The sequence below is a fragment of the Streptomyces sp. NPDC086835 genome, from assembly GCF_044745705.1.
Taxonomy (GTDB): domain Bacteria; phylum Actinomycetota; class Actinomycetes; order Streptomycetales; family Streptomycetaceae; genus Streptomyces.
Genome location: NZ_JBIVAU010000025.1, coordinates 1 through 20,867 on the forward strand (window position 1 = coordinate 1; position 20,867 = coordinate 20,867).

General features: G+C 65.6%; 13 protein-coding genes and 5 pseudogenes. 6 read left to right on the top strand and 12 right to left on the bottom strand.

What is annotated here, in order from left to right:
* Window positions 1-421 precede the first annotated feature (421 nt).
* A pseudogene (locus ACIPJI_RS36170) lies at window positions 422-727 on the top strand (transposase); the annotation flags it as partial.
* On the opposite strand, the pseudogene ACIPJI_RS36175 reads toward ACIPJI_RS36170, so the two are convergent.
* Window positions 669-962: pseudogene (locus ACIPJI_RS36175) on the bottom strand (hypothetical protein); the annotation flags it as partial. The pseudogenes ACIPJI_RS36170 and ACIPJI_RS36175 overlap by 59 nt on opposite strands.
* Before the next feature lie 553 nt (window positions 963-1,515).
* Window positions 1,516-2,172, bottom strand: coding sequence for a hypothetical protein (locus ACIPJI_RS36180; RefSeq protein ID WP_402251201.1), 657 nt, complete (start codon window positions 2,170-2,172; stop codon window positions 1,516-1,518).
* 586 nt (window positions 2,173-2,758) lie between these two features.
* Between ACIPJI_RS36180 and ACIPJI_RS36185 the strand changes: the two genes are divergently transcribed.
* Entirely contained in the window at window positions 2,759-3,817 is a 1,059-nt protein-coding gene (locus tag ACIPJI_RS36185) for a LacI family DNA-binding transcriptional regulator (protein WP_402251220.1), read from the top strand.
* 638 nt (window positions 3,818-4,455) lie between these two features.
* Window positions 4,456-6,132 carry a ricin-type beta-trefoil lectin domain protein gene (locus tag ACIPJI_RS36190; RefSeq protein WP_402251202.1) on the top strand — a complete coding sequence of 559 codons (1,677 nt, stop codon included), beginning with the start codon at window positions 4,456-4,458 and terminating at the stop codon, window positions 6,130-6,132.
* 555 nt (window positions 6,133-6,687) lie between these two features.
* Here ACIPJI_RS36190 and ACIPJI_RS36195 read toward each other — a convergent pair.
* The gene (locus tag ACIPJI_RS36195; protein ID WP_402251204.1) at window positions 6,688-7,065 is read right to left on the bottom strand and encodes a transposase family protein; all 378 of its coding nucleotides are present in this window, start codon (window positions 7,063-7,065) and stop codon (window positions 6,688-6,690) included.
* Between the two features lie 182 nt (window positions 7,066-7,247).
* Between ACIPJI_RS36195 and ACIPJI_RS36200 the strand changes: the two genes are divergently transcribed.
* Window positions 7,248-8,039: a M15 family metallopeptidase gene (locus ACIPJI_RS36200; RefSeq protein ID WP_402251206.1), complete on the top strand. Its 792-nt coding sequence runs from the start codon at window positions 7,248-7,250 to the stop codon at window positions 8,037-8,039.
* 44 nt (window positions 8,040-8,083) lie between these two features.
* Here the strand turns inward: ACIPJI_RS36200 and ACIPJI_RS36205 are convergent, their stop codons facing one another.
* Complete coding sequence (locus ACIPJI_RS36205) at window positions 8,084-8,767, bottom strand: transposase family protein (protein WP_402251208.1); 684 nt, start codon at window positions 8,765-8,767, stop codon at window positions 8,084-8,086.
* A 68-nt stretch (window positions 8,768-8,835) separates the two neighbouring features.
* On the opposite strand from ACIPJI_RS36205, the pseudogene ACIPJI_RS36210 reads away from it, so the two are divergent.
* Window positions 8,836-10,249 (top strand): annotated as a pseudogene (locus ACIPJI_RS36210) (ISAzo13 family transposase).
* Between the two features lie 13 nt (window positions 10,250-10,262).
* On the opposite strand, the gene ACIPJI_RS36215 reads toward ACIPJI_RS36210, so the two are convergent.
* The 7 genes and pseudogenes from ACIPJI_RS36215 to ACIPJI_RS36245 form a co-directional block, all read right to left on the bottom strand.
* The gene (locus ACIPJI_RS36215; RefSeq protein ID WP_402251210.1) at window positions 10,263-13,067 is read right to left on the bottom strand and encodes a LuxR C-terminal-related transcriptional regulator; all 2,805 of its coding nucleotides are present in this window, start codon (window positions 13,065-13,067) and stop codon (window positions 10,263-10,265) included.
* Between the two features lie 569 nt (window positions 13,068-13,636).
* Window positions 13,637-13,915, bottom strand: a complete 279-nt coding sequence (locus ACIPJI_RS36220; protein ID WP_402251222.1) for an NUDIX domain-containing protein — start codon at window positions 13,913-13,915, stop codon at window positions 13,637-13,639.
* Between the two features lie 152 nt (window positions 13,916-14,067).
* Entirely contained in the window at window positions 14,068-15,759 is a 1,692-nt protein-coding gene (locus tag ACIPJI_RS36225) for a diguanylate cyclase domain-containing protein (protein ID WP_402251211.1), read from the bottom strand.
* Between the two features lie 484 nt (window positions 15,760-16,243).
* Window positions 16,244-17,062: pseudogene (locus ACIPJI_RS36230) on the bottom strand (IS256 family transposase); the annotation flags it as partial.
* An 8-nt stretch (window positions 17,063-17,070) separates the two neighbouring features.
* Complete coding sequence (locus ACIPJI_RS36235) at window positions 17,071-17,232, bottom strand: XRE family transcriptional regulator (protein WP_402251213.1); 162 nt, start codon at window positions 17,230-17,232, stop codon at window positions 17,071-17,073.
* Window positions 17,229-17,825 (bottom strand): transposase, encoded by a 597-nt coding sequence (locus ACIPJI_RS36240; RefSeq protein ID WP_402251214.1) that lies wholly within the window; start codon window positions 17,823-17,825, stop codon window positions 17,229-17,231. Before ACIPJI_RS36240 ends, ACIPJI_RS36235 begins: the two co-directional genes overlap by 4 nt.
* Before the next feature lie 31 nt (window positions 17,826-17,856).
* Window positions 17,857-18,357, bottom strand: a pseudogene (locus ACIPJI_RS36245) (transposase); the annotation flags it as partial.
* A 154-nt stretch (window positions 18,358-18,511) separates the two neighbouring features.
* Between ACIPJI_RS36245 and ACIPJI_RS36250 the strand changes: the two are divergent.
* The gene (locus ACIPJI_RS36250; protein WP_402251216.1) at window positions 18,512-19,180 is read left to right on the top strand and encodes a DDE-type integrase/transposase/recombinase; all 669 of its coding nucleotides are present in this window, start codon (window positions 18,512-18,514) and stop codon (window positions 19,178-19,180) included.
* A 24-nt stretch (window positions 19,181-19,204) separates the two neighbouring features.
* Here ACIPJI_RS36250 and ACIPJI_RS36255 read toward each other — a convergent pair.
* Window positions 19,205-20,867 (bottom strand): LuxR C-terminal-related transcriptional regulator (locus tag ACIPJI_RS36255; protein ID WP_402251218.1); only part of this gene is annotated, 1,663 nt, incomplete at its 5' end.

A 20,867-nucleotide genomic window follows, 5' to 3' on the forward strand; every position in this document is an offset into this window, starting at 1 on the left:
GATACGCGCCGATCTCCACCTCGGCCTGCTTCAACTCGCGTGCAGCATCATCTGCTTGAGACGCCTCCGAACCTCATTCTGAAACGATCAGTTAGAGGCCGTTCTCTTTCCGAACCTCGTGTGATGTCTTCGCTGGTCAGGCATGAAGTAGCTGCTGCTGAGGGAGCCTCGGCCTGTTGCCGGGCGAGAGGTCGTGGGGGTGGCGAATGCCGTCGATGCGGGCGGTTCTGGAAGTGCGGCAGAAGGCCGCAGCTGTGCAGGTGAAGCAACTCGAGGATGAGTTGGAACGCGTGCGTGCCGCTCTGGCGGACGCGGAAGACGACACGCTCGGGTTCCTTCTGGCCGTGCTGGTCACGCCGGCGTCGACCACCGACCGGGACGCCGCCCGCATCCTGCTGCGGCAGCCAAGGACCGCTTCGAACGGCTGGCACGGGTATGGGCCGACGGCGGATACACCGGCCACCTCATCGACTGGAGTGCAACGCAGCTCGGAGTTGTCCTCGATGTCGTCCGCCGCAGCGACGACACCCGTGGCTTCCAGGTGCTGCCCCGCCGCTGGGTCGTGGAACGGTCTTTCGCCCGGTGCCTACGCAGCCGGCGCCTGGTCCGGGACTACGAACGGCGCACCGACACGAGCGAAGCCGTCATTCTGTGGTCGATGGCCATGCTCATGAGCCGCCGCCTGGCCGCCTGGCACCAGGTTCCTGCTCCGACAGCGGCAGCGTGAACCTGCCTGGCTTCTTCTCTACCAGCCAGCCTCGCTCCACCAGCCGCTTCAGCCGTGCCCTGGCCCCTTCAACGCGGGAGGCGGACGCACTGTCCCAGCCCAGTACCACCGCTGCCCGCCGGGCACCGAGCCCGTCGCCTCCCGCATTGGCCGCGGCGGCCATCAACGCCTGGTAGTCCGGCGACAGCTCCTGCACGTCGGTCGCGTGTCGGCGGTGAGGCACCGCCCGGCGCGGTCAAGCCGCCCGCCCCGGCCGGCCAGCCATCCCGGAACCGGTAGCAAGTCACGCACCACGGCCCACTCGGCATCGCTCATGTCCGGGCTGTACCGGGTCCGGCGCTCCGGCTGGTCGGCTGCGTTCCCGAACCTGTGGGCGAGGCAGTCACACCCAGGAGTGGACGGAGTGGACCCGGCAACCGTGACCACGCGACACTTCGACAACAGGGCCTCTTGGTTCTCGCTGGACTCAACATCCGCGAGCTACCAAGAGGCCCTTCTTTCATGCGTCCGCACCGGCAGACTCACCCGTACCAGGCCCCTGTTCGAACCCCACCGACCACGCGAGCGGAAGGAGAACAGTCAGTTAGCCATCTGCGTTGGAGCGGAATCTTCACACTTCGAATGGACCCCCGTGTGGGCCGTCCCGCCGACGAGGTGGCTGAACGGCCCACACCAGCGCCGTGGGTGCTCCGAGGAGGCAGAAGCTGCGGGCTACGGCGTCACCGGTAGAGGCGAGTAGGGCCAGCACGTGCGGTGGCGTACGTGGAGTCCGTCGCCGGGCTGGGATGTCAGTGGCATCCCTCGTTCATGATCTTGTATGCACCCACCGGCTTGCCCTGGCTGAGCACCGGTGTCTCCGTGGTCATCGGTAGGCGCCGCTCGATCGCCGGGCCGTGGCCGTGCTCGTAGCGCAGCACCAGCTCGCCAGTCGTGCGCACCACGAGGGGACGGTACACGTAGTGCACCTTGACCCCGCCGTCGACGTTGACACTGAAAGAGTGCTCGTCGACGGTGGCGTTGGTCCAGCTCGTGGCCGTAGAAGAGTTGTAACCGCCCTGCACGCCGACATCGAGTATTCCGGCGAGCGTGCCCCCCACAGAGACCTCGGAGTGCCAACCGTCGGTGGAGGCCTTGGAGTAGGTGACCGAGTTGCTCACGCGCACCGTTTCGTTGATCGTCGCGCTCCCGGGCTCGACGTCACAGGTGTCGATCGTGTTCGACCTGGCCTGGACGGCCCCGTAGCGCTCGGTGGCTCCTTCAGGGAAAAAAGTACACCTGGCCATGCGGTTGCCGGGGATAAACCCATGAACACCACGCGGTATGTCGATGCAGTCGGTGACAGCTGGCTTACGGGAATCAGCGTGGCTCACCTCGGCCCCGACGGTTGAGCTGACGGTGAGGAGGACAGTGGTGGCTGCAACTGTCGTGGCTCGGAAGCGGTCCATGAGCGGTCTCCGGAGGTCGGTACTGGCGTCGTTGAGTGCAGTGCACGGATGTGGTGCGGAGGGGAGTCGCAAGGGCGTGAGATGCGCCGGATGAGTTTGCACCGGCCGCCGTTGGGCCGCCTCCGGACACCGGGTCCGGCCAGCCCCGATAGGTCTCGCATTCCTACCTGGCCGATCACTCAATGCGGTGGGCCGCCGGAGGCAGCACCATCTCCCGTCGACCAGTGGTGCTGGATCGATTTAGCTAAATCTTACGGAGCATCAGCGCTTAGTCAAGTGACCCTCGGCGGCAGGTATTTGTGATCAATCGGGCCCGCGGCGGGCTGCGGCCTGGTCATGTCAGAAGCGAGGGTGCTGTGCCGGGGTTAGGATCGCGTCGCGGCGTAACCGCGCACTGGTCTGCACAGAGTTCGCTTTCCAGCAGGTCCGCCTCTCGGGCTTCTGCCAAGGCAGGGGATACTGGGGCGGGGGCGCCGACGGATCGGGGCCAGCAGGTGGCCAGCACCGTCGAACGCCCTTTCAAACTGGTTGCGCAATGGGGGCAACCAGGGCCTGGTCTACGACGACTTCTGACTTGAGAGCAGTGATGACGGAACGCCGGATCACGCTGGGTGACGTTGCCCGTGCCGCGGGGGTGTCTCGCACCACCGCATCGTTCGTTCTCGCGGGCCGTACCGACATGCGCATCTCGCCTGCCACTCAGGAACGGGTGGTGGCCGTCGCGACCGAAATGGGGTACCGGTACAACGTCACGGCGCGCAGCCTGCGGACCCGGAAGACGCAGACTCTGGGCTTCGTCTCCGACACGATCGCCACGACACCATTCGCCGGCGAGGCGGTGCGCGGTGCTCTCGATGCGGCTCGGAAGCGCGGACATCTGCTCTTCGTGGCGGAGACTGGTGGGGACCCGCAGACGGAGATCGACCTGGTGAACGGGATGCTCGACCGGGGAGTCGACGGGGTGATCTATGCGTCGATGTACACCCGTGAGGTGACGCCGCCGCCGCAGCTCGCTGGCCGTCCAGTCGCACTCCTCAACTGCCTCGCCCCGGGCTTCGAGGCGCCGTCGGTCGTTCCGGACGAGGCACAGGCCGGCCGGGATGCCGCTCAGCTACTGCTTGACGCCGGCCACACTGAGGGCATTTATGCCATCGGCGGTCGTCATGCCCTGCCCTCGACCCCGAATGGGGTGTTCGCGGGCAATGAGCGCCTTGCCGGGCTGAGGGAGGTGCTGGGCGGGGCGGGAGTGCGCCTCGCCGATCTCGTGGAGTGCGAGTGGGCAGTTGAGGACGGTTATCGGGAAGTGTCGGAGCTCCTCCTGGCCGGAGCGCGTCCCCAGGCCCTGGTCTGCGCGAACGACCGGCTCGCCTTCGGTGTATATCAGGCCTTGGCGGAGGGTGGGCTACGCGTGGGGAGTGACGTTTCGGTCGTCTCCTTCGACGACCAGGATCTCGCCTCCTGGCTTCGGCCGGGGCTTACCACGCTGGCGATTCCCCACTACAACCTGGGCCAGGTGGCCGTCGAGCTGGTTTGCGCGCCCCGGCCAGGAGATGCCAAGAGCCACCGGCTGCCGATGCCTGTTCGTCAGCGGGAATCTGTCCGAGGCGGCGCTCCGAGCCCAGAGGGCGACACTGCTGCCGACTGAGATTCACGCGCGCCGGAACAGAGCCGGCCTGTGGTTGGTGCCGAGTCCCGGGGTCTGCTGGCGCAGCGCCCGGTAGACACAGCATGACCTCTTCGCCGCAGTGGCAAGCCCGGCAGCTGGCCGTGTCTTGGGACTCTGCCGCGGTCCTCACTTGAGGTGAGTGCGACGTTGCCTGCGGCTTCAAGCCCGGGCCTCGCACTTCGAGCGACAGGGCTGTCGCCTCTTGCGCCACGGCCGTAAAGCCGCAGAAGAAGCGAACCCGAAGACATGACCAACATTTCGACAAGTACCCCTGATCTTCCGCTATTTGACACCGCATGAGACCCATGTGGCACTGAGGTACAGTGCTAACACGATTCAGCTCGCGAGGTCGGTGGCATCCTCCTGCCGCAGCATGGCACGCCGACGGGTACCACGGCCGGGATGGGAAACGTCAGTCCTGCGGACCGAATCAAGTGCGGTGTCGAAACGGACGTGCTGTCACCATCGCCGACGGTGACAGCACTAGATTCGACTGGCTTGAAGGCCAAGTTTGGAGGTTCATCCATATGTTCCAGGACCCGCCCCACAGGCGAAGGGGGCGAGCGCCCATCGGCCCCGAATCACCCAACACGTCGCCGACCGAAGACTTAATCTCGTTGTCCGATACCGACCTGGTGCGGCTGATTCGCCGGGGAGGGCCGGCGGCAGCGCTCGAGAGCCCCGCCACCAGCGTCACCGCCCCGACCGCAGCGGACGGTACCGGCGCGACGCCGCAACCAACCGCCTGGGACGAGCTGCGGCGCCGCCACTACACAGCGGTGCTGGCGTACGCACGGCTATGCGCCCTCGACCTCCCCAGCGCTGGGCTCCTCGCTGAGGCGGCACTCCAACACGTGCTGACGGCGATCCAGGACACTCTGGGACCGGAAGGAGTGGGTCGGCATCAGCAGCTGATTGTCGTCGCCGAGACTGCCATCGCCTGGGCCGGTGACGGGCGGCGGGCCGAGCTCGCTCCAGACTTCCTCGCCTGGCTGGACAAGACGGAGCGAGAGCAACATGCTCGCATCTCGCAGCCAGCCGAGGACACGGCCCTGATCACGCAGGCCTTCTCCACCCTGCTGGAGCCTCGCCAGGCGGTGCTCTGGCACGCAATCGTGGAGCAGGACGACGCCGAGGCAGGGATAGTGCTCGGAGTCGCCGCTTCCACCGTCCCGACGCTCGCTGCCACGGCTCTCGAAGCATTCCTGGAAGCTTATGTGCGCGACTATCCGGGCGAGGACGGAGATGAGTGCCGACGGTTCAGCGGGCTAGTCAAGGCCATGGTGCGCTGTTCCGGCGCCCGTCACAACGACGATCTCGACCGGCATCTTGGCGACTGCTGGCGCTGCTCGCGCGCGGCCGGCGACTTGGCAGCACTGGAAAAACGGCCTGCCGTCACCCTCGCCGAGGGCCTCCTGCCCTGGGGCGGTTCCACCTATCTGTCCGCCCGCGGCCCTGCAGCCGCCCCTGCAAGTCCTGGCCCTGGTCCCCAGCCCAGCCGTCTCTCCTCCCTTGCAGCCAGAAGGAGGACCCCTCCTGGGAGGGGACGGTTCACGGTGGCAGCCATAGCCGCGATGAGCGTTGCCACGGCCGGCGCTTCCGCGGCCGTCGTGACGACTTCCAGTAGCACCGAGGACGGTTCCCCTGCCCCACCAGTGATGATCAGCCGCCCCACTGCCTACGTCACCGCCACCCTCTCCTCCACCCCCACCCCCTCCCCTTCCGCGTCAGCCAGTCGGTCAGCGACTGCTCCGACGCCCTCACTGACGCCGCCCGCGCCCAGCGGCTGCTCCACCATCGACACGAGCCGCAATCGATGCGGCGACGCCTCGAAAGCGCCCTCCAGCGAGCCACCCTCGCCGCCTGTCCCGGAGAGTGTCTACACCGAGCTGATCAACGCCAACTCCGGGAAGTGCTTGGACGTCCGCGACCAGAACGTCCAGCGCGGTACCGACGTTGTCGTACAGTCCTGCACCGGAGCCCCGTCGCAGAAATGGAACACGGGGACTTCGGGCCTGATCCGCAATCTCGCCGACCGCAACTTCTGCCTCGACTCCCGGGGCAGCGTAGAGCGAGGGGTGGGCGTCTGGAATTGTTCGGGCCCGGACGGCGCCGAGGGACCACACGGAGTCAACCTTCGCTTCCAGTTCGCCGACGACGGGTCTGTGCGCCCGTTCATCGACCGGAATTTCGCGATCATCGAGGGGCCCGACAGCAGAGCACAGCTGGGTTCCGTCGACGGTAGTTCCGGGCAGCTGTGGCGTATCGGCCGCACCACAGTCGTTCCCGATTAGGCTTCCCGCCGAAGCCCGCGGCCGGACAGCCGCTGCCATCGACCTCCGCAACGACAAAAGGCGTCAATGAGATGACGACGTAGGAGTCGCCGCCCGGTTTTGCCTGGAATGAAATTCAGTGTCTGTCTTCGCGGTCGGGCCGTCCGGCGCGGGCTGGGCGGGTAGGCCGCCCTCGCCGCCGCCGCCCGTGGTGCCGGTGCCGGGGGAGCCGTCGCCGCCGGGCAGGGTCGTACCGGCTCCTGAGCACATTCCGGTGCCGCCCTCGCCGCCGGCTCCGTGGCGGTTCCGTCGGAGCTAAACACCACTTCACCGCTGGGTGGGGGCGGTTCCACCTCTGCCTCCGCCGGTGGCGGGGCCCGACTGGGCGGCGGCACCGTTCATGCTCGTTGGTCTGTCCGTGGGGAAGAGGGATGCGCGGCCGTGGCTCGTCTCGGACGAACTTTGGTTGCTGATCGAGCCGTTGTGGCCGAAGCCGGGTCCCAAGCTGGTTGCGGGTCGGCCGAGAGTGCCTGGCCGGCAGGCTCTGTGCGGGATCCTGTTCGTGCTGCACACGGGCTATGCCCCGCCTCCCGGGCGGCCACGACCTGCCCGTTCATCCCGTGACGGCGGTGCTTCATCGAGTAGTACGGCTGACTTGCCGCGGGGTCGGGCGATCAGGGTGCCGTCGAGGGAGACGAACCCCTCCGGCGGCAGCTCGCACAGAGCCTCGTGCCGGATCGGAGCGGGCTCGGCGGGGATCTCGACCATCTCGGTCACGTACCGGCCGACGGTGGCGGTGGAGACGCCGAACTCTGCAGCGACCTGCGCCAGTGTCCCGTCCTTGCGTAGATGACCCAGGACGAGGAGAGACCTTGCGCCAGCGTTCAGATCACACCTTCGGGCGTAGATGAGCCAGGAAACGTGCTCAGCGACCTCATGCGGCACGTCGAGCATGGCGCGATACGGGACAAGGGGTCCTGTGTCGAGGCGTTGACGAGTGAGATCACCAGCCGCAACGGCCAAGAGCCCTGCCGCGTTATGGATCCCGACCACCAGCCGCCACCACAGGAGGAGAAACCCTCCAGTGAAGAGTCCCGAAATGCGTTGCCGTACTTGACTGGCTAAGACTGTTAGACATGTTCCATTATTTCTTGCAGTACAGACACGTCGCCGCCACCGCAGCGCTGCTCGCTGCGATCAGCTGCTCCTCTGTTGAGCTGGAGCCAGTACCGAAAGGGTTTGTGCCCCTTACTTCAATAGATCCTACGGTCATTCAAGAGATGCGTTATGCTACGCATCACAACTTCGTGGGCGAACCCATTGACGGATATCGGAAACCAGTGTGCCTGCTCGCACGGCCCACTGGTGAGGCCCTCCATCAGGCGCAGGTGAAGCTGCTGAAGCGGGGATATTCGCTGAAGGTTTATGACTGCTACCGGCCGCAGCGGGCAGTGGATCAGTTCGTGCGATGGGCGGGGGACCTACATGACGAGAAGATGAAAAAGGAATTCTATCCGCGTGTGGACAAAACGGCCCTGATCCCGGACGGGTATATCGCTGAAAAATCCGGACATAGTCGAGGTAGCACCGTAGATCTCACGCTTGTGAGGCTTCCTGCAGCCGCTGCTTCACCTTATCGGCCGGGCCAGAAACTGGCGCCTTGTTATGCAGCGCAGAGCGAGCGGTTCTCGGACACCTCAGTCGACATGGGGACAGCATTCGACTGCTTCGATACGCTCTCGCATACCGATGATCGACGTATCCAGGGTGTGCAGCGCGCGAACCGCCAACTCCTGAAGCAAACTCTGGAAGCCGAGGGCTTTATCAATCTCCCGGAGGAATGGTGGCATTTCACCCATGAGCCGGAGTCATTCCCCAACACCTACTTCAACTTCCCGGTGGCTCTGCCGGTTGCAGGCGGCAGCTGAAAGGCGGCGGTCCAGGCAAGGGACTGAGGTTTTCTCAACGAAGTTCATTTCCAGGCTTGGTTGAGGACGAGGGCGGCGCGGGTGATGTCGCCGATGCGGCAGGGACTGAGGGTGATTCGGTTGAGGGCTCGCCAGCGTTCTTTGAGTTCGGCGGCGGTGCGCTCGCCGAGGGCCCGTATCCCGCGCCGCAGCATGTTGTAGGTCTGTGTGTCGGGGTGAAGCCGCTGGTGGGAGCTGCCGCGTGGTTTCTTGAAGGGGTGGTGGATGCCGATTCCGGCGCCCTGGTATCCGCTGTCGGTGAGGGTGGGCAGTCCGTCGGCGGCCGCCTTGTACAGCGCGGGCAGTGCATGGATGCGAGCGGCGGTGATGTCGGGCGTGGAGCCCGGTTCGGCGTCGGAGACCCACAGCGGGGTGATGTCCGGCGCGGACAGGAACTGCACGTTCGCCCCGAAGGCCTTGTGCTTGCCGGAGTACCAGGTGTCCACTTCCCGGCCCTCGCCGTTCAGGTGGGTGCCGGCGACGCGGTCGGTCTCGATGAGCGTGCCGTCCAGGAGCAGGTGGCCGAGCCACTGGCAGTGGCACTCCTGCAACAGTTCATGAAGATCTGGGGCCCGGGCTGCGAGAACGTCGATGCCTTCGTGCAGGTACCGGTAGCCGGTGGCCTGCGAGACGCCGGCGTCCCTGGCCAGGCAGTGCACACAGCCGCGTTCGCGGAACCAGCGCAGCACCAGCACCGCCTGCTTAGGGCGCAGATCTTTAACTCGTGGCTTTCCGTTCGGTGGATCGTTGGTCTGGCATGAGCGGGTTGGATGGGCAACGGGCCGTGCTGGCAGCGAAGTTCGAGGCGATTCGGCCACACCTCGACGAGCGGCAGCGTCGCCTGCTGATAGGGGCGGAGGCCCAGTCCCTCGGCCACGGCGGGATCAGGGCAGTCGCTCGTGCCGCCGGTGTCCGTGAGGCCACTGTGTCTGCCGGAGTGCGGGAACTGGACTCCGGCGAGGCCCTGTTGGGACGCGTCCGCCGACCCGGCGCTGGCCGCAAACGCGTCGTCGACCGGAGCCCAGCCGTTCGGGAGGCACTCCTCACTCTGGTCGAGCCCGATGTTCGCGGAGATCCCATGTCGCCGCTGCGTTGGACCACCAAATCCACCCGCAAGCTCGCCGAGCAGCTGACCCGGCAGGGCCACAGGATCTGTTGCGGACACGGTGGGCGACCTCCTGCGAGAGGAGGGCTTCAGCCTGCAGAGCAACGCCAAGACGCTGGAAGGCAAGCAACACCCTGACCGAGACGCACAGTTCCACTACCTCAACGAGCAGGACCGCGACCACCAGGATGGCGGGGCTCCGGTGATCAGCGTGGACACGAAGAAGAAGGAACTGGTCGGCCCCTTCAAGAACAACGGCCGTGAATGGGAGCCGAGAGGCGAGCCGGTGCGGGTCGACACCCACGACTTCCCCGACCGCGAGCTGGGCAGGGCGGTGCCCTATGGCATCTACGACGTCGCTGCGAACACCGGCTGGGTCAACGTGGGCACCGACCCCAGCCACGAAGTCATCGTCGAGAGCATCGCGGCGACCATCACCAAAACCGGCCTGACCGTGCACGCCGAACTCGACACCAACCCTTACCCCACCGGCATCCAGGTCAGCGACGACGAGATCGCCGCCCTCCCGATCACCCGGCACCGCTTCCACGGCGACTGGAACTACACCCTTCACCCCCAGCATCCGATGGACGCGGCGACGACCGACAGCACGTCAGACCAGGCCCCTGCGAGCAGACCGCCTCGCCTCACGCGGCGTTTGCTGCAGGACCCAGAACTGACCGGGATGACCCGCCAACGGCTCAGCGAGCTCATCGACGCGCTGACTCCAGCGCTGGAGGTTCAACGCGAGCACGTGCTCCGCACACTTCGCGGTCACGAGCGCCTGGTGGCCCCTGGCACAGGTGCCAAAGCCAAGCTCACCCCAGCCGACCGGGTTCTGGTCACCGTGCTCCACCTGCGCAAACTCGCGACCATGGACCTCCTCGGCCAACTCTTCGGCGTCACCGCCCCGACCATCAGCCGCGCGAAACAGGAGGTCTGCCCACTCCTGGAAGCACACGGCCACCACGTCAACACTTCTACCGCCCGCCTTCGCACACCAGCCGACGTCGCGACGTTCCTCGCTTTCGACTCCACCCAGACCAAGGTCAAAAAGACGAGTTAAAGATCTGCATGCCCTAAGGCCGCTTTGGTCTGGGTGAGCGAGTATGGAAAGGTGAGTGCGAGGGCTGGTTTGGTGTCGGGTGGGAGAAGAACCGTGCCGCCAGCGCAGTGCGGTTGGCGACCTGAAGTTTGGCGTATACGTGAGCCAGATGGGCTTTGACTGTACTCCTGGCCATGAACAACTGCTGAGCGATTTGAGGATTTGCAAGCCCCTTCGCAGCCAGTTCCGCGACCTGGAGTTCAACAGGAGTCAGGCCTTCCCACCCATGGTTGGGGCGTCTGCGGCGGCCCCGACCGCGCTGAAGATGTTCAGCAAGATCAGTCAGGGACATGGATGCCCCTTCCGTGCTCACGGAGATGAACTGGGAAACGGGTAGCGACTGGATGATCTCTTCGATGAGACCTTCCCACAGCCGTTGCTCCCGGACTGAGCGGGGATATCCGTGCTCGGCACGGGCGTTATCGATACCGGCGATCAAGCGGGCGGCGCGTTCGTAACGCCCCCGGGCGGCTGACGCAGCCGTGAGGAGCTCGCAGCAGGGGATGGCGTCGATCCACCAGCCGTGGCTCATTGAGGTGGCAAGCGCTGCATGGGCGAGTTCCTCCGCGCTTCTCAGCTCATGCTTTGCCATGGCTATCCATGCACGACCGTACTGAGCAACCGTGTGGGCGCGCTCACTGCCCATGTTTCTGGCGACTTCCTCAATGCCCTCGACGCAAGCCTGGGCATCGGTGAAGTTTCCGATAGCAAGGGCGCAGGACAGCAAGATTTCTTCCGCCCGCCACTGCAAGTATCCGACTCCATGCCCTTCGCGATCAAGTAGTTGTCTGGCCCAGGCCCGTGCCAGCCCAAGGTGATTGGAAGCCAGCTCAGCCCTGGCGATGGCGTGGATCAACATGCCCATGCCGATCCGCACGCCTGCTCTGCGGGCGCGTTTCAGTTCGTCCAGGGCTCGCTGCTTGCCAGTAGCAGGGTCGCCTCGCAGCGTGTAGCAGAGCGAAAGAACCTCGGCGATGCAGGCCCGAGTAAACGGTTCCTTGCTTCCTGGCATGTTGTAAGCGCGCTGGGCAAGCCGGGTAGCCGTGGAGAGGTCACCGTGAATCAGTGCCGAGCTGGTCTGAGCCCACAGGCACCAGCGAAGGGGAATATCGTAGCCAATAGCTTGCGAGACGTCTATGGCCCGCTGAGCAGCTTCTTCCATATGGGCATACTCGCCTCGCTCGTAATACACCATCGTGGAGGCAGCCAGGGCGTCAGCGAGCGCAATCGGATCCGCTGCAATAGCAGCAGATTCGGCAGCTTGGGCCAGCATCGGCTGAGCCGCGCGTGGGTCCGTCAGAAGCGTCGCATTGCCGAGGCGTACGAGCGCATGTGCGTGAGCCCTCGTGGCGTTTGCGTTGACGGCCACGGCGATGGCCTCGGGCACCACCTTTGCGCTGCCGACGACGTTCCCTTGCCAGAACATCAAGGTCGCGAGCATCGCCAGTGCCAGTGCCCGGTCGGCAGTGGGATCGGGGTCCGTGGATGCCAAAGCTGATTCGAGGGCCGCTATGCCCTCACTCAGCCGTCCCCGAAGCCGCCAGTACATGCCCAGCGCCGCGGTGATACGCACGGCATCACCGTGATGAGCTTCGCGTGCCCAGTCGACCGCACTGCGCAAATTGGCCGACTCCTGGTCAAGCCGCGCCCGGCCCGCTTCATGCAGAAACCACAGTTCCCGGTCGGCCTGTTCGGCGAGGCCTGTGTAGTACGTACAATGCCGTCCGGCCAGGATCTGGCTTTCGCCGGCTTGTGACAGCTGCTCAGAAGCGAACTGCTGAGTGGGCGTCAGCATCCGGAACCGGACCGAGGGGCTCTCACTTTCCGCGATCACCAGGGACTTGTCCACCAAAGCCGCTAGCAGATCGAGAATTCGGCTGTCAGGCAAAGCGTCGTCTGCACAGACCCGCTCCGCCGCTGTCAGCGTCCACCCACCGGAGAACACCGAAAGACGCCGTAGCAGTGTCTTTTCCTCCTCGGCGAGCAGTACGTGGCTCCAATCGATCGAGGCACGCATGGTTTGGTGCCGACGTTCAGCCGCGCGAGGACCACCAACCAGAAGCCGCAGGTGATCCCCGAGGGCTCCGGCGATATCATCGAGTGTTAACACCCGTGTTCGTGCCGCAGCCAACTCAATGGCCAGAGGGATCCCTTCGACCCCAGCCACGATCTCGTCGACCAGCCCCAGCACTTCACCACCCGGACGGATGTCCACACCGGCTTGACGCCCCCGCTCCACGAACAGCTGAGCAGCCTCACTCAGCACCTGCCCGTCACCATCGAGGTTCTCTGGTGTGCTTGCGCTCAGCGGCGGCACTGGATAAACCACCTCACAGAGCAGCCCCAGCGGCTCTCTGCTGGTCACCAGCAGTTGCAGCCTCGGACAACTCAAAAGCACTTTCTGCACGCTGGGAACAACTGCTGGCAGTAAATGTTCGCAGCTATCGAGTATCAGCAAGGCCTCCCGATCCCGTAGACACTCAATTGCTGCATCGATCGGCGGCTGCCCTGGGACCTGGCAGCCGCCGATCACCTCGAGAATCGTCCCGTCAACCAGTTCGGGATCAGCAATCTCACCAAGTGATACGAGAACGGCGGGCGCGTACCCGCGGCGCGTGGAGACAACGTGGAGCGCCAGTGTCTTTCCAACGCCTCCAGGCCCCGTTAGCGTAACCAGCCGAGTACCTTCGGTGGCTAGCAAGGCGTCGACCCTTTTTGTCTCCGCACTACGTCCTACGAAGGTCGTCAGGGCACCCCGTGCTGCGAGCCACTGGACCACACCTGGCTCCCTCACAACCTCACCTAGACGGTGGTGCTGAGGGCGAGGAGGGCAGTGGTGGCTGCAACTGTCGTTGCTCGTAAGCGGGAGCGCGAGTGGTCCATGAACGGTCTCCGACGATCAAGGTACTGGTGAGTACGGTGGGCGGGTGGGAGGGGTGCGGTGCGGAAGGGGGCTACAGGGGGGCGCCGGATAGGCGCACGGAGTGATCGCCTTTTGGCGACCAATCCTGCTGGATCGATTTAGCAAAATCTTACGGAGCCTCAGCGTTCCGTCAAGTAGCAAACAACAAACAGCACTTCGGGGTCACGGGCCGGCGGCGGCCTCCGTGTCCCGCCGTGCCGTGGGAACGACCGTGCTACGCAGGGGTTATCAAGTGATCTTGATGGTATTCGTTGCGGGGGTTGGCTGGGTGTTGTGTCGGACAGGATCTGTTGGGTGCCTGATCTTGTGTCTGATGACCTGTGGGAGTGTGTGGTGGACCCCGCTGTTGCCTGTTCGTCCGCCTCGGCGCATCGGTTTCCCGGCCGGTTGCCGGCGGATGACCGGGCTGCGCTGAGGGGCATCGTTTACGTGCTGTGCAAGAGCGTGAGTCGGCGGGACGTTCCGGCTGAACTGGTCCTGGTGGTCCCACGTATCGGGGTTTCTGCTGGTGCCTGGAGGAAGAAGAAGCTGGTTCGTCGTGGCTGACCCCTGTCGGGATAGGGCTTGTCCTCCACGGCGATCTCTCGGACGACCGTGGCTGTCAGCAGACCGGTCTCCGCGGCGACCTCTCGAAGGACCACTTCGTCCAGTCCTTCCCCTGACTTGAGTCCTCCCGCGAGGACTTGGGTGCCGACCTCGGGCATACCGATGTGGTCGAACACCAGAACTTCGGGGACGGCGCGATGCCGCCGCAGGGGACATCTACGTCGTCACTTTCTCGTTATCCCCGTATCTGCGCCACGATGCAAGAGCGGCACCGCACTTCGCGGTTGCTGCTGGATAGGCTCGGAGCTGCCTACTTCGCCCCGCCGACCAAGCCCTGGTCGGCGGGATGGTTGTTGTCGCGCGTCTGTGGGGTGTGCATCCGGATGCAGGCCTTGCCTGCTGCTTTGGCCTCGTACATGGCCCGGTCGGCGTGGTGCAGTAGTTCCTCAGGCGTGATGTCGGGGGTGGCTACCGCGATACCGATGGAGGCCGAGACTATGGCGTCCCTGTCGCCGATGCGGTAGGGCTTCATCAGGGCGGCCAGTAGCCTTTCAGCGGCGTCTCTGACACGCGCAGGGCAGGTTCCTGCCTCTGACTCCAGTAATGCGGCGAACTCGTCTCCGCCGAATCGGGCAACGGTGTCTCCCGCCCGTACAGATGCCTGGAGTCGGCGCGCGGCCTGGACGAGTAGAGCATCTCCTGCCGCATGTCCTGCGCCATCGTTGACGGCCTTGAAGCCGTCCAAGTCCACGAACAACACCGCGGGCGGGGCCGCGGCGGCGGCGGTCCGCTTGCGCAGGGCGTGTGCGACTCTGTCGGTGAAGAGCGCTCGGTTCGGCAGGCCGGTCAAAGCGTCGTGAAAAGCCAGGTGCTCGAGTTGTTTTTGCTGGGTGACCCGGTCGGTCACATCGCGGCTGCTGACGATCACCCCCTGGGGGTGGTGGCTGATCGTGGATTCGACGTGGCGCCATCGCCCGTCGACGTCGCGGACCCGGCAGGACACCCGGCGGCCCGGGCCGCGCGTGTCTGACTCGGCTTCCTGCTTCAGAGTGCCAACGGCCTGCCGCAGCGACGTCAGGTCGTCCGGGTGGCAGTACGGGTATAGCCGGGCGCCCACCAGGTCATTGGGGCGGTATCCGAAGACCTGATATGCGGCCGGGCTGGTGAAGAGCACGCGGCTGTCCTCGCCGACGATGGTGATCACATCACAGGTGCCGTCAACCAAGGCGCGATAACGGGCTTCACGGGCTGCGGCCTGGCGGGTGATACGGAGGTGGCCGACGTGGGTGACACCTTGCCGGGCGCCGAGTGCTATAAGCACCGAGCCTGCCAGAACTGTCATCACGACATCGATGGAGCCCCCGGCGACAGCGTGAGCCATCAGGGTAAGCGCGCAGACGATCATGGGCACGAACGCTGCCAGCACCCCGCCGACCGGCATCATCCGCTGGTCCACTGCCACGACGATACCGCCTCCCGGCAGCCACGGTGCGGTGCAGATGAGGAAGGCCCCAGTCATCGTGCAGGCCGCCGCGAGCGGGATCCCGTACGCGGTGCCGGGAACGGGCACGATGATGCGCAGCATGTCGCCGGCGGCCAAGGCAGCGAGAGCGAGGACACCCGCGGTGGTCGCTGTGCGCTGGGTGCGTTTCACGCAGAAGCGCAGGGCGGCAAGGAGTCCGAGGACGAGGATGTCTGCCACGACGGGTGCCAGTGCCAGCAGCGATGGTGAGACATCACCGCTTCCGTCAGTGTGATGTAGCACCAGTACCCAGCACACGGTGAGCAGGGACCCCGCGATCAGCCAGCCGTCCAGGAAGCGCCGTAACCAGATCAAAGTCGTGCCCTGGGCCGTGGCCGCCATCACCAGGCCGGCGATACCCAGCCCCAGACCTGCGGTGACCCCAGCGGCCGCCATCGTGGGCCCCAGGGGCAGGGCAACACTAAAAGACGGCGGGTAACTGACCACGAGGTGGTGAACACCGCTTGCGGCCACCGACACGGCAAACATCCTGAGACGGGCAGCCGCCCGCCCCGTGCCACTCTGGGCACGCGCAAGGAGAGAAAGAGCAGCTACCCAGTGCGCAACAGGGATCCCTATACCGAGGGGGAGCACCATGGCCGCAGAGACTCCCGCTCCTAGAGCGGCGGCCACCGCAACACACACCTGCCACGCCCTGCCGCCCCCCTCGGCCTGTAACCAGTCAACCGCCTGACCAGCACATCCCTGCATCACGCGAACCCTCCAAGAATGATCGAGCTCAGAAGGGCAGACCCACACTGTCCAAACCGCTCGAATGCGATGAGAGAATATGATGGTCTGTTACGCCACCCGCACATGCCAGTAGGGCTTCACCTGAAATAGTGACGACCACCGGCCTTCCGGTCAGACTCGGGGACTTCTCTCCGGTGGAACCGGTTTTCGGGCCCCGTATCGGCCCCGAACATGGGTCTGTCAAACGAATGGTGTAATCAGGGGTGTTGGGTTATTGGCGGGCTGCTGAGAGTCGGTCGTCGAAGGTGATGTCGAAGGCGTTGAGCGCGGTCTTCCAGCGCATGGTCCAGCGGGCCTGCCCCTTGCCGGTGGGGTCGAGGGACATGATCGCCATGTAGACGCACTTCAGGGTGGCCTGCTCGTTGGGGAAGTGTCCACGGGCCTTGACCGCCCGGCGGATCCGCGCGTTCACCGACTCGATCGCGTTGGTGGTGCAGACGATGCGGCGGATCTCGGTGTCGAACCGCAGGAACGGGGTGAACTCTTCCCAGGCGCTCTCCCAGAGCCGGACGATCGCCGGATACTTCTTGCCCCACGCGTCGGCGAACTCGGCGAACCGCTCGAGGCCGGCCTCCTCGGTCGCCGCGGTGTAGACGGGCTTGAGGAGACGCGCGATCTTGTCCCAGTCCTGGCGGGCGGCATAGCGGAAGGAGTTCCGCAGCAGGTGGACCACGCAGGTCTGCACGATGGTGCGGGGCCAGACCGTCTCCACCGCCTCGGGCAGGCCTTTGAGTCCGTCGCAGACAAGCATGAGCATGTCGTTGAGGCCGCGGCTCTTGATCTCGGTGAGGATGTGCAGCCAGTGCTTGGCCCCCTCACCGCCGTCGCCGGCCCACAGGCCCAGAATCTCGCGCCGGCTCTCGACGGTGACCGCCAGAGCCACGTAGATCGGCCGGTTGGCGACCGCGCCGTCGCGGATTTTCACGTGGATGGCGTCGATGAATGCGACCGGGTAGACAGCGTCGAGGGGTCGGCTCTGCGATTCGGCCATGTCGTCCATGACTTTGATGCTCCTATCGTCGGTCAAGCGGCGGTGAGCTACTGGCGGTAGGCGTCGTCGCGGCGGAGGCCGCGTTCGATGTTGGAGATGACGGCGGGCCACACGCCGAAGTGGTGGGCGGCGGCGGTGAGAGTGATGTTCTTCGTCCGCCGGGCCGGACGGAGGTCCGCGATCTCGGGGACTTGGACCGGGGTGGTCAAGAGCCGGAAACCTCGCGGGCTATCGCCCGTTTGAGCAGCCGGATGATCTCCTTCTTCGTGCGTCCGGCGCCGGTCTGTCGGGCGACGAACTCGCGGGTGCGCCGGCATCGGGCCATCCGCACGAGCGCGATGCGGTAGAGAGCGGCGTTGGCCGCCCGGTCGCCGCCTCGGGAGAGCCGGTGCCGGTTCGTCTTTCCGCTCGACGCGGGGACGGGGGCCGCGCCGCACAGGGCAGCGAAGGAAGCCTCCGTGCGAAGGCGGGCCGGGTTCGCGCCAGCGGTGATCAGCAGCTGGGCGGCGGTGTCCGGACCCACCCCGTAGGCGGCGCGCAGGCCGGGGTTGAGGATGGTGACCAGCTGGTCGAGCTCCCCGGTCAGGGTCGTGTGTCCCTCGGTCAGGTTCTGGACCCGCTTGGCCAGCGTGCGCAGGGCTGTCAGCAGCGGGGCGTGCGCGGGGTCAGTGGCCGGCCGGAGCCGGGCGAGGGTGGTGACGCGCTTGTCGCCGGACAGGGCGGTGTACTTGGCGCGGATGGCGTCGGGGGCGGTGATCAGGAGGTGCGTGATCTGGTTGAGCGTCGTCAGTGATTGGGTCACGACCACCGAGGACCCGTGTACCACTATGACTGTCGGTGATGGTGGAGATGGTCTGGCGGGAGACCTCGGCGCCATGGACCTCGGCCAGGTGGGCCTGCACCTCGCCGGTGGTCAGGCCTTTCGCGGCCAGCGAGATGACCATCTCGTCGACGCCGGTCAGGCGACGCTGCCGCTTCTTGACGATCTTCGGCTCGAACGTGCCCTCCCCGGTCGCGGGGCACGGCTATCTCCACCGGCCCGACATCGGTCAGCGCGGTCTTTCCGCGCTTCCCATTGTGGGAGTTCCCGCCCTTCTTCCCGGCCGGGTCGTGCTTGTCATAGCCGAGGTGGTCAGTTATCTCGCCTTCCAGGCGGACTCCAGCAGCCGCTTCGTCAGCTGCTGGAGCAGCCCGCCCTCACCCATCAACTGCACGCCCTCAGCGTGGGCCCTGCCCACCAGCTCGTCGATCAGCCGGTCGTCCACAGCCTTCGCCGACTGCGGCTCGGCAGCCTCGACGGTCTCGGCCTCAGTTCGTTCTCGCTCGTCATCGATGCATCTTCCTTGATCGGAGTTACACCGAACGATTACAGTCCCGCGCTCTGCGGGGACGCGGAACTGGTGCCGCTGATCGTGAGGATCTACCGGGACAACTACAGCGTCTACGGGGCCGCACAGTCTGGCCGAACTCAAACGCCAGGGCCATCGGGTGGCCCGCTTTACCGTCGAGCGCCTGATGAAGGCGGAGGGCCTGGTGAGGGGAGTGCGCAGGAAGAGAGTCGTCACCACAGTGGCGGACAGAGAAGCCGAGCGGGCCCCAGACCAAATCAACGGGCAGTTCGTAGCAAGCGCCCCGAACCGGGTCTGGGCCGCGGGCTTCACCCATGTCGCCACGTGGTCCGGCACCGTCTATGTCGCATTCTTCGTGGACACCTTCTCCCGCCGGATCGTCGGCTGGTCGGCCGCGACGAACAAGCAGACCTCGCTGGTGCTGTCCGCGCTCGAAAGGGGTCTGTGGCAACGCGACCGGGCCAACGTGCCAGTCATGGCACGGGAGTTGATTCATCACTCCGACGCCGGGGCCCAGTACACCAGCTTCCCGCCTCTCCGCCCACCTGGCCGCCGAACAGATCGCGGTCGGCGCCGTCGGGGTCGCCCTGGACAACGCCCTGATGGAATCGACCATCGGTCTGTACAAGACCGAGCTGATCGCACCGCGGGCCCTGAGGACCTGAGCGACGTCGAGGGCCACCGCCGATGGGTCGACTGGTTCAACCACCGCCGCCTGCACGGTGAGACAGGCCACGTCCCGCCCGCCGAATACGAAACCGCCTACTACCAGCGACACACAAACCTGCAGGTCGAAGCCACAATTTAGAGTCTCTACCGAACCCGGAACGGTTCACTGGGAGGAGCGTTTGTTGGCGAGTTCGGTGCGGTTTGCGATCTGGAGTTTGGCGAATACGTGCGCTAGGTGACCTTTTACGGTGCTGCGTGCCATGAACAGTTGTTCGGCGATCTGTGGGTTGGAGAGTCCCTGCGCGGCCAGTTCGGTCACCTGGCGCTCCACGGGTGTCAGGCTTTGCCAGCCTTGCTGTGGGCGTGCCCGTCGACTCCGGCCACGCCGGGCGTGGTCGGCCAGGTCTGTGAGAGACATCGACGCGCCCTCACGTTGCAGTGAGGTGAGTTGTGAGGCCGGCAGGGCCTGGATGGTTTCCGCGGAGAGGCTGTCCCAGAGGTGTTGCTCGGGGACGGTGCGGACGAATCCCCGCGACGCTCGTGCGCTGTCGATGCCGGCGAGCAGGCGGGCGGCGCGTTCGTGGCGGCCGCGGTGGACTGCGATCGCGGTCAGGATCTCCAGGCAGGTGAGCGTGTCGAGCCACCACTCGCGGTCAACAGCGGTGGCGAGCGCCTCGTGTGCGATCATTTCGGCGCTGCCGATGTCGCCGGCCAGGACGGCGGCCCGGGCATGTCCACACTGAGCAACGACGACGGCTCGTGGGCTGTTCAGCTGCTCAGCGATTGCGATGATCTCACCCGCGTGCACGTTGGCCTGGTCGGGATTCCCGCCGGCCAGAGCGCAGTGCATGAGAACTTCCTGGCCGTGCCAGGCCAGGTAGCCCATCTCCTGACCCTCGCTCTGGAGCAGACGTTCACAGTAGGTACGTGCCGCCTTCCAATTCCCGCTGGCGAGTTCGGCCATAGCCAGGGCAGACAAGAGGACTCCCACACCCAAACGCGTGTCGGACCTACGGGCTTCCTCCAGCTGGGCCAGGGCTCGTGCACGTCCGGTGTCAGGATCGCCGCCGAAGGTGTCACACAGCGACAGCATCTCGATGGCGATCGATTGACTGAACGTGTCGGCCCCGGGCAACGACGTCGCACGCTGTGCAAGGGCTTCGGTCTCGGCCAGATTGCCGTAGACCAGCGCGCGACGAGCCTGGACCCACAGGCACCAACGCACATCGTTGTCGTAGCCGATGGACTCGGCGAGAGTGAGGGCCTGTGCGGCGACCTGATCCATCGCCGAATAGTTGTCCTGGAACATATGACATATGCCCAGACACGAAAGAGCGTCGGCGTGCAGGATCGGATCTCCTGCACTCTCGGCGAGTTCGGCTGCTCTTGTCAGCAGCGGAATGCCAGCCCCGGGATCCCTGACCATGGTGGTCGCTCCCAGGCATACCAGTGCGTGGGCATGGGCCCGTGGCGCCTCGACGCGTCTGGCAATCTCGATGGCCTCCTGCGGCGCACTGATCGCTCGGGCAAGGTCGCCCCTCCAGAACGACAGGGTGCCCAGTGTCGCCAGTGCCAGCGCGCGAGTCGGCGAGGGTGTGGAATCAGTGGATGCCAGGGCCAGTTCGGTGGCCGTGATGCCCTCGGCCAGCCGGTTCCGCAGACGCCAGTACCAGCTCAGGGCGGACGTGAGGTGCAGGGCCTCGCTGCGGTGCTCCCGGCAGGCCCAGTCGATGGCACTGCGCAGATTCGCCGACTCCAGGTCCAGCCGGGCGCGACCGGCTTCTCTCAGCGCCCACAGTTCAATGTCCGCCTGCTCCGCCAGCCGC

Bases quoted from the DNA above. Each gene is read 5' to 3' on its own strand.
- ACIPJI_RS36195 (WP_402251204.1), bottom strand. From the start codon at position 7,065: ATGCTCGACGTGCCGCATGAGGTCGCTGAGCACGTTTCCTGGCTCATC.
- ACIPJI_RS36180 (WP_402251201.1), bottom strand. From the start codon at position 2,172: ATGGACCGCTTCCGAGCCACGACAGTTGCAGCCACCACTGTCCTCCTC.
- ACIPJI_RS36220 (WP_402251222.1), bottom strand. From the start codon at position 13,915: ATGCCCGAGGTCGGCACCCAAGTCCTCGCGGGAGGACTCAAGTCAGGG.
- ACIPJI_RS36185 (WP_402251220.1), top strand. From the start codon at position 2,759: ATGACGGAACGCCGGATCACGCTGGGTGACGTTGCCCGTGCCGCGGGG.
- ACIPJI_RS36200 (WP_402251206.1), top strand. From the start codon at position 7,248: ATGTTCCATTATTTCTTGCAGTACAGACACGTCGCCGCCACCGCAGCG.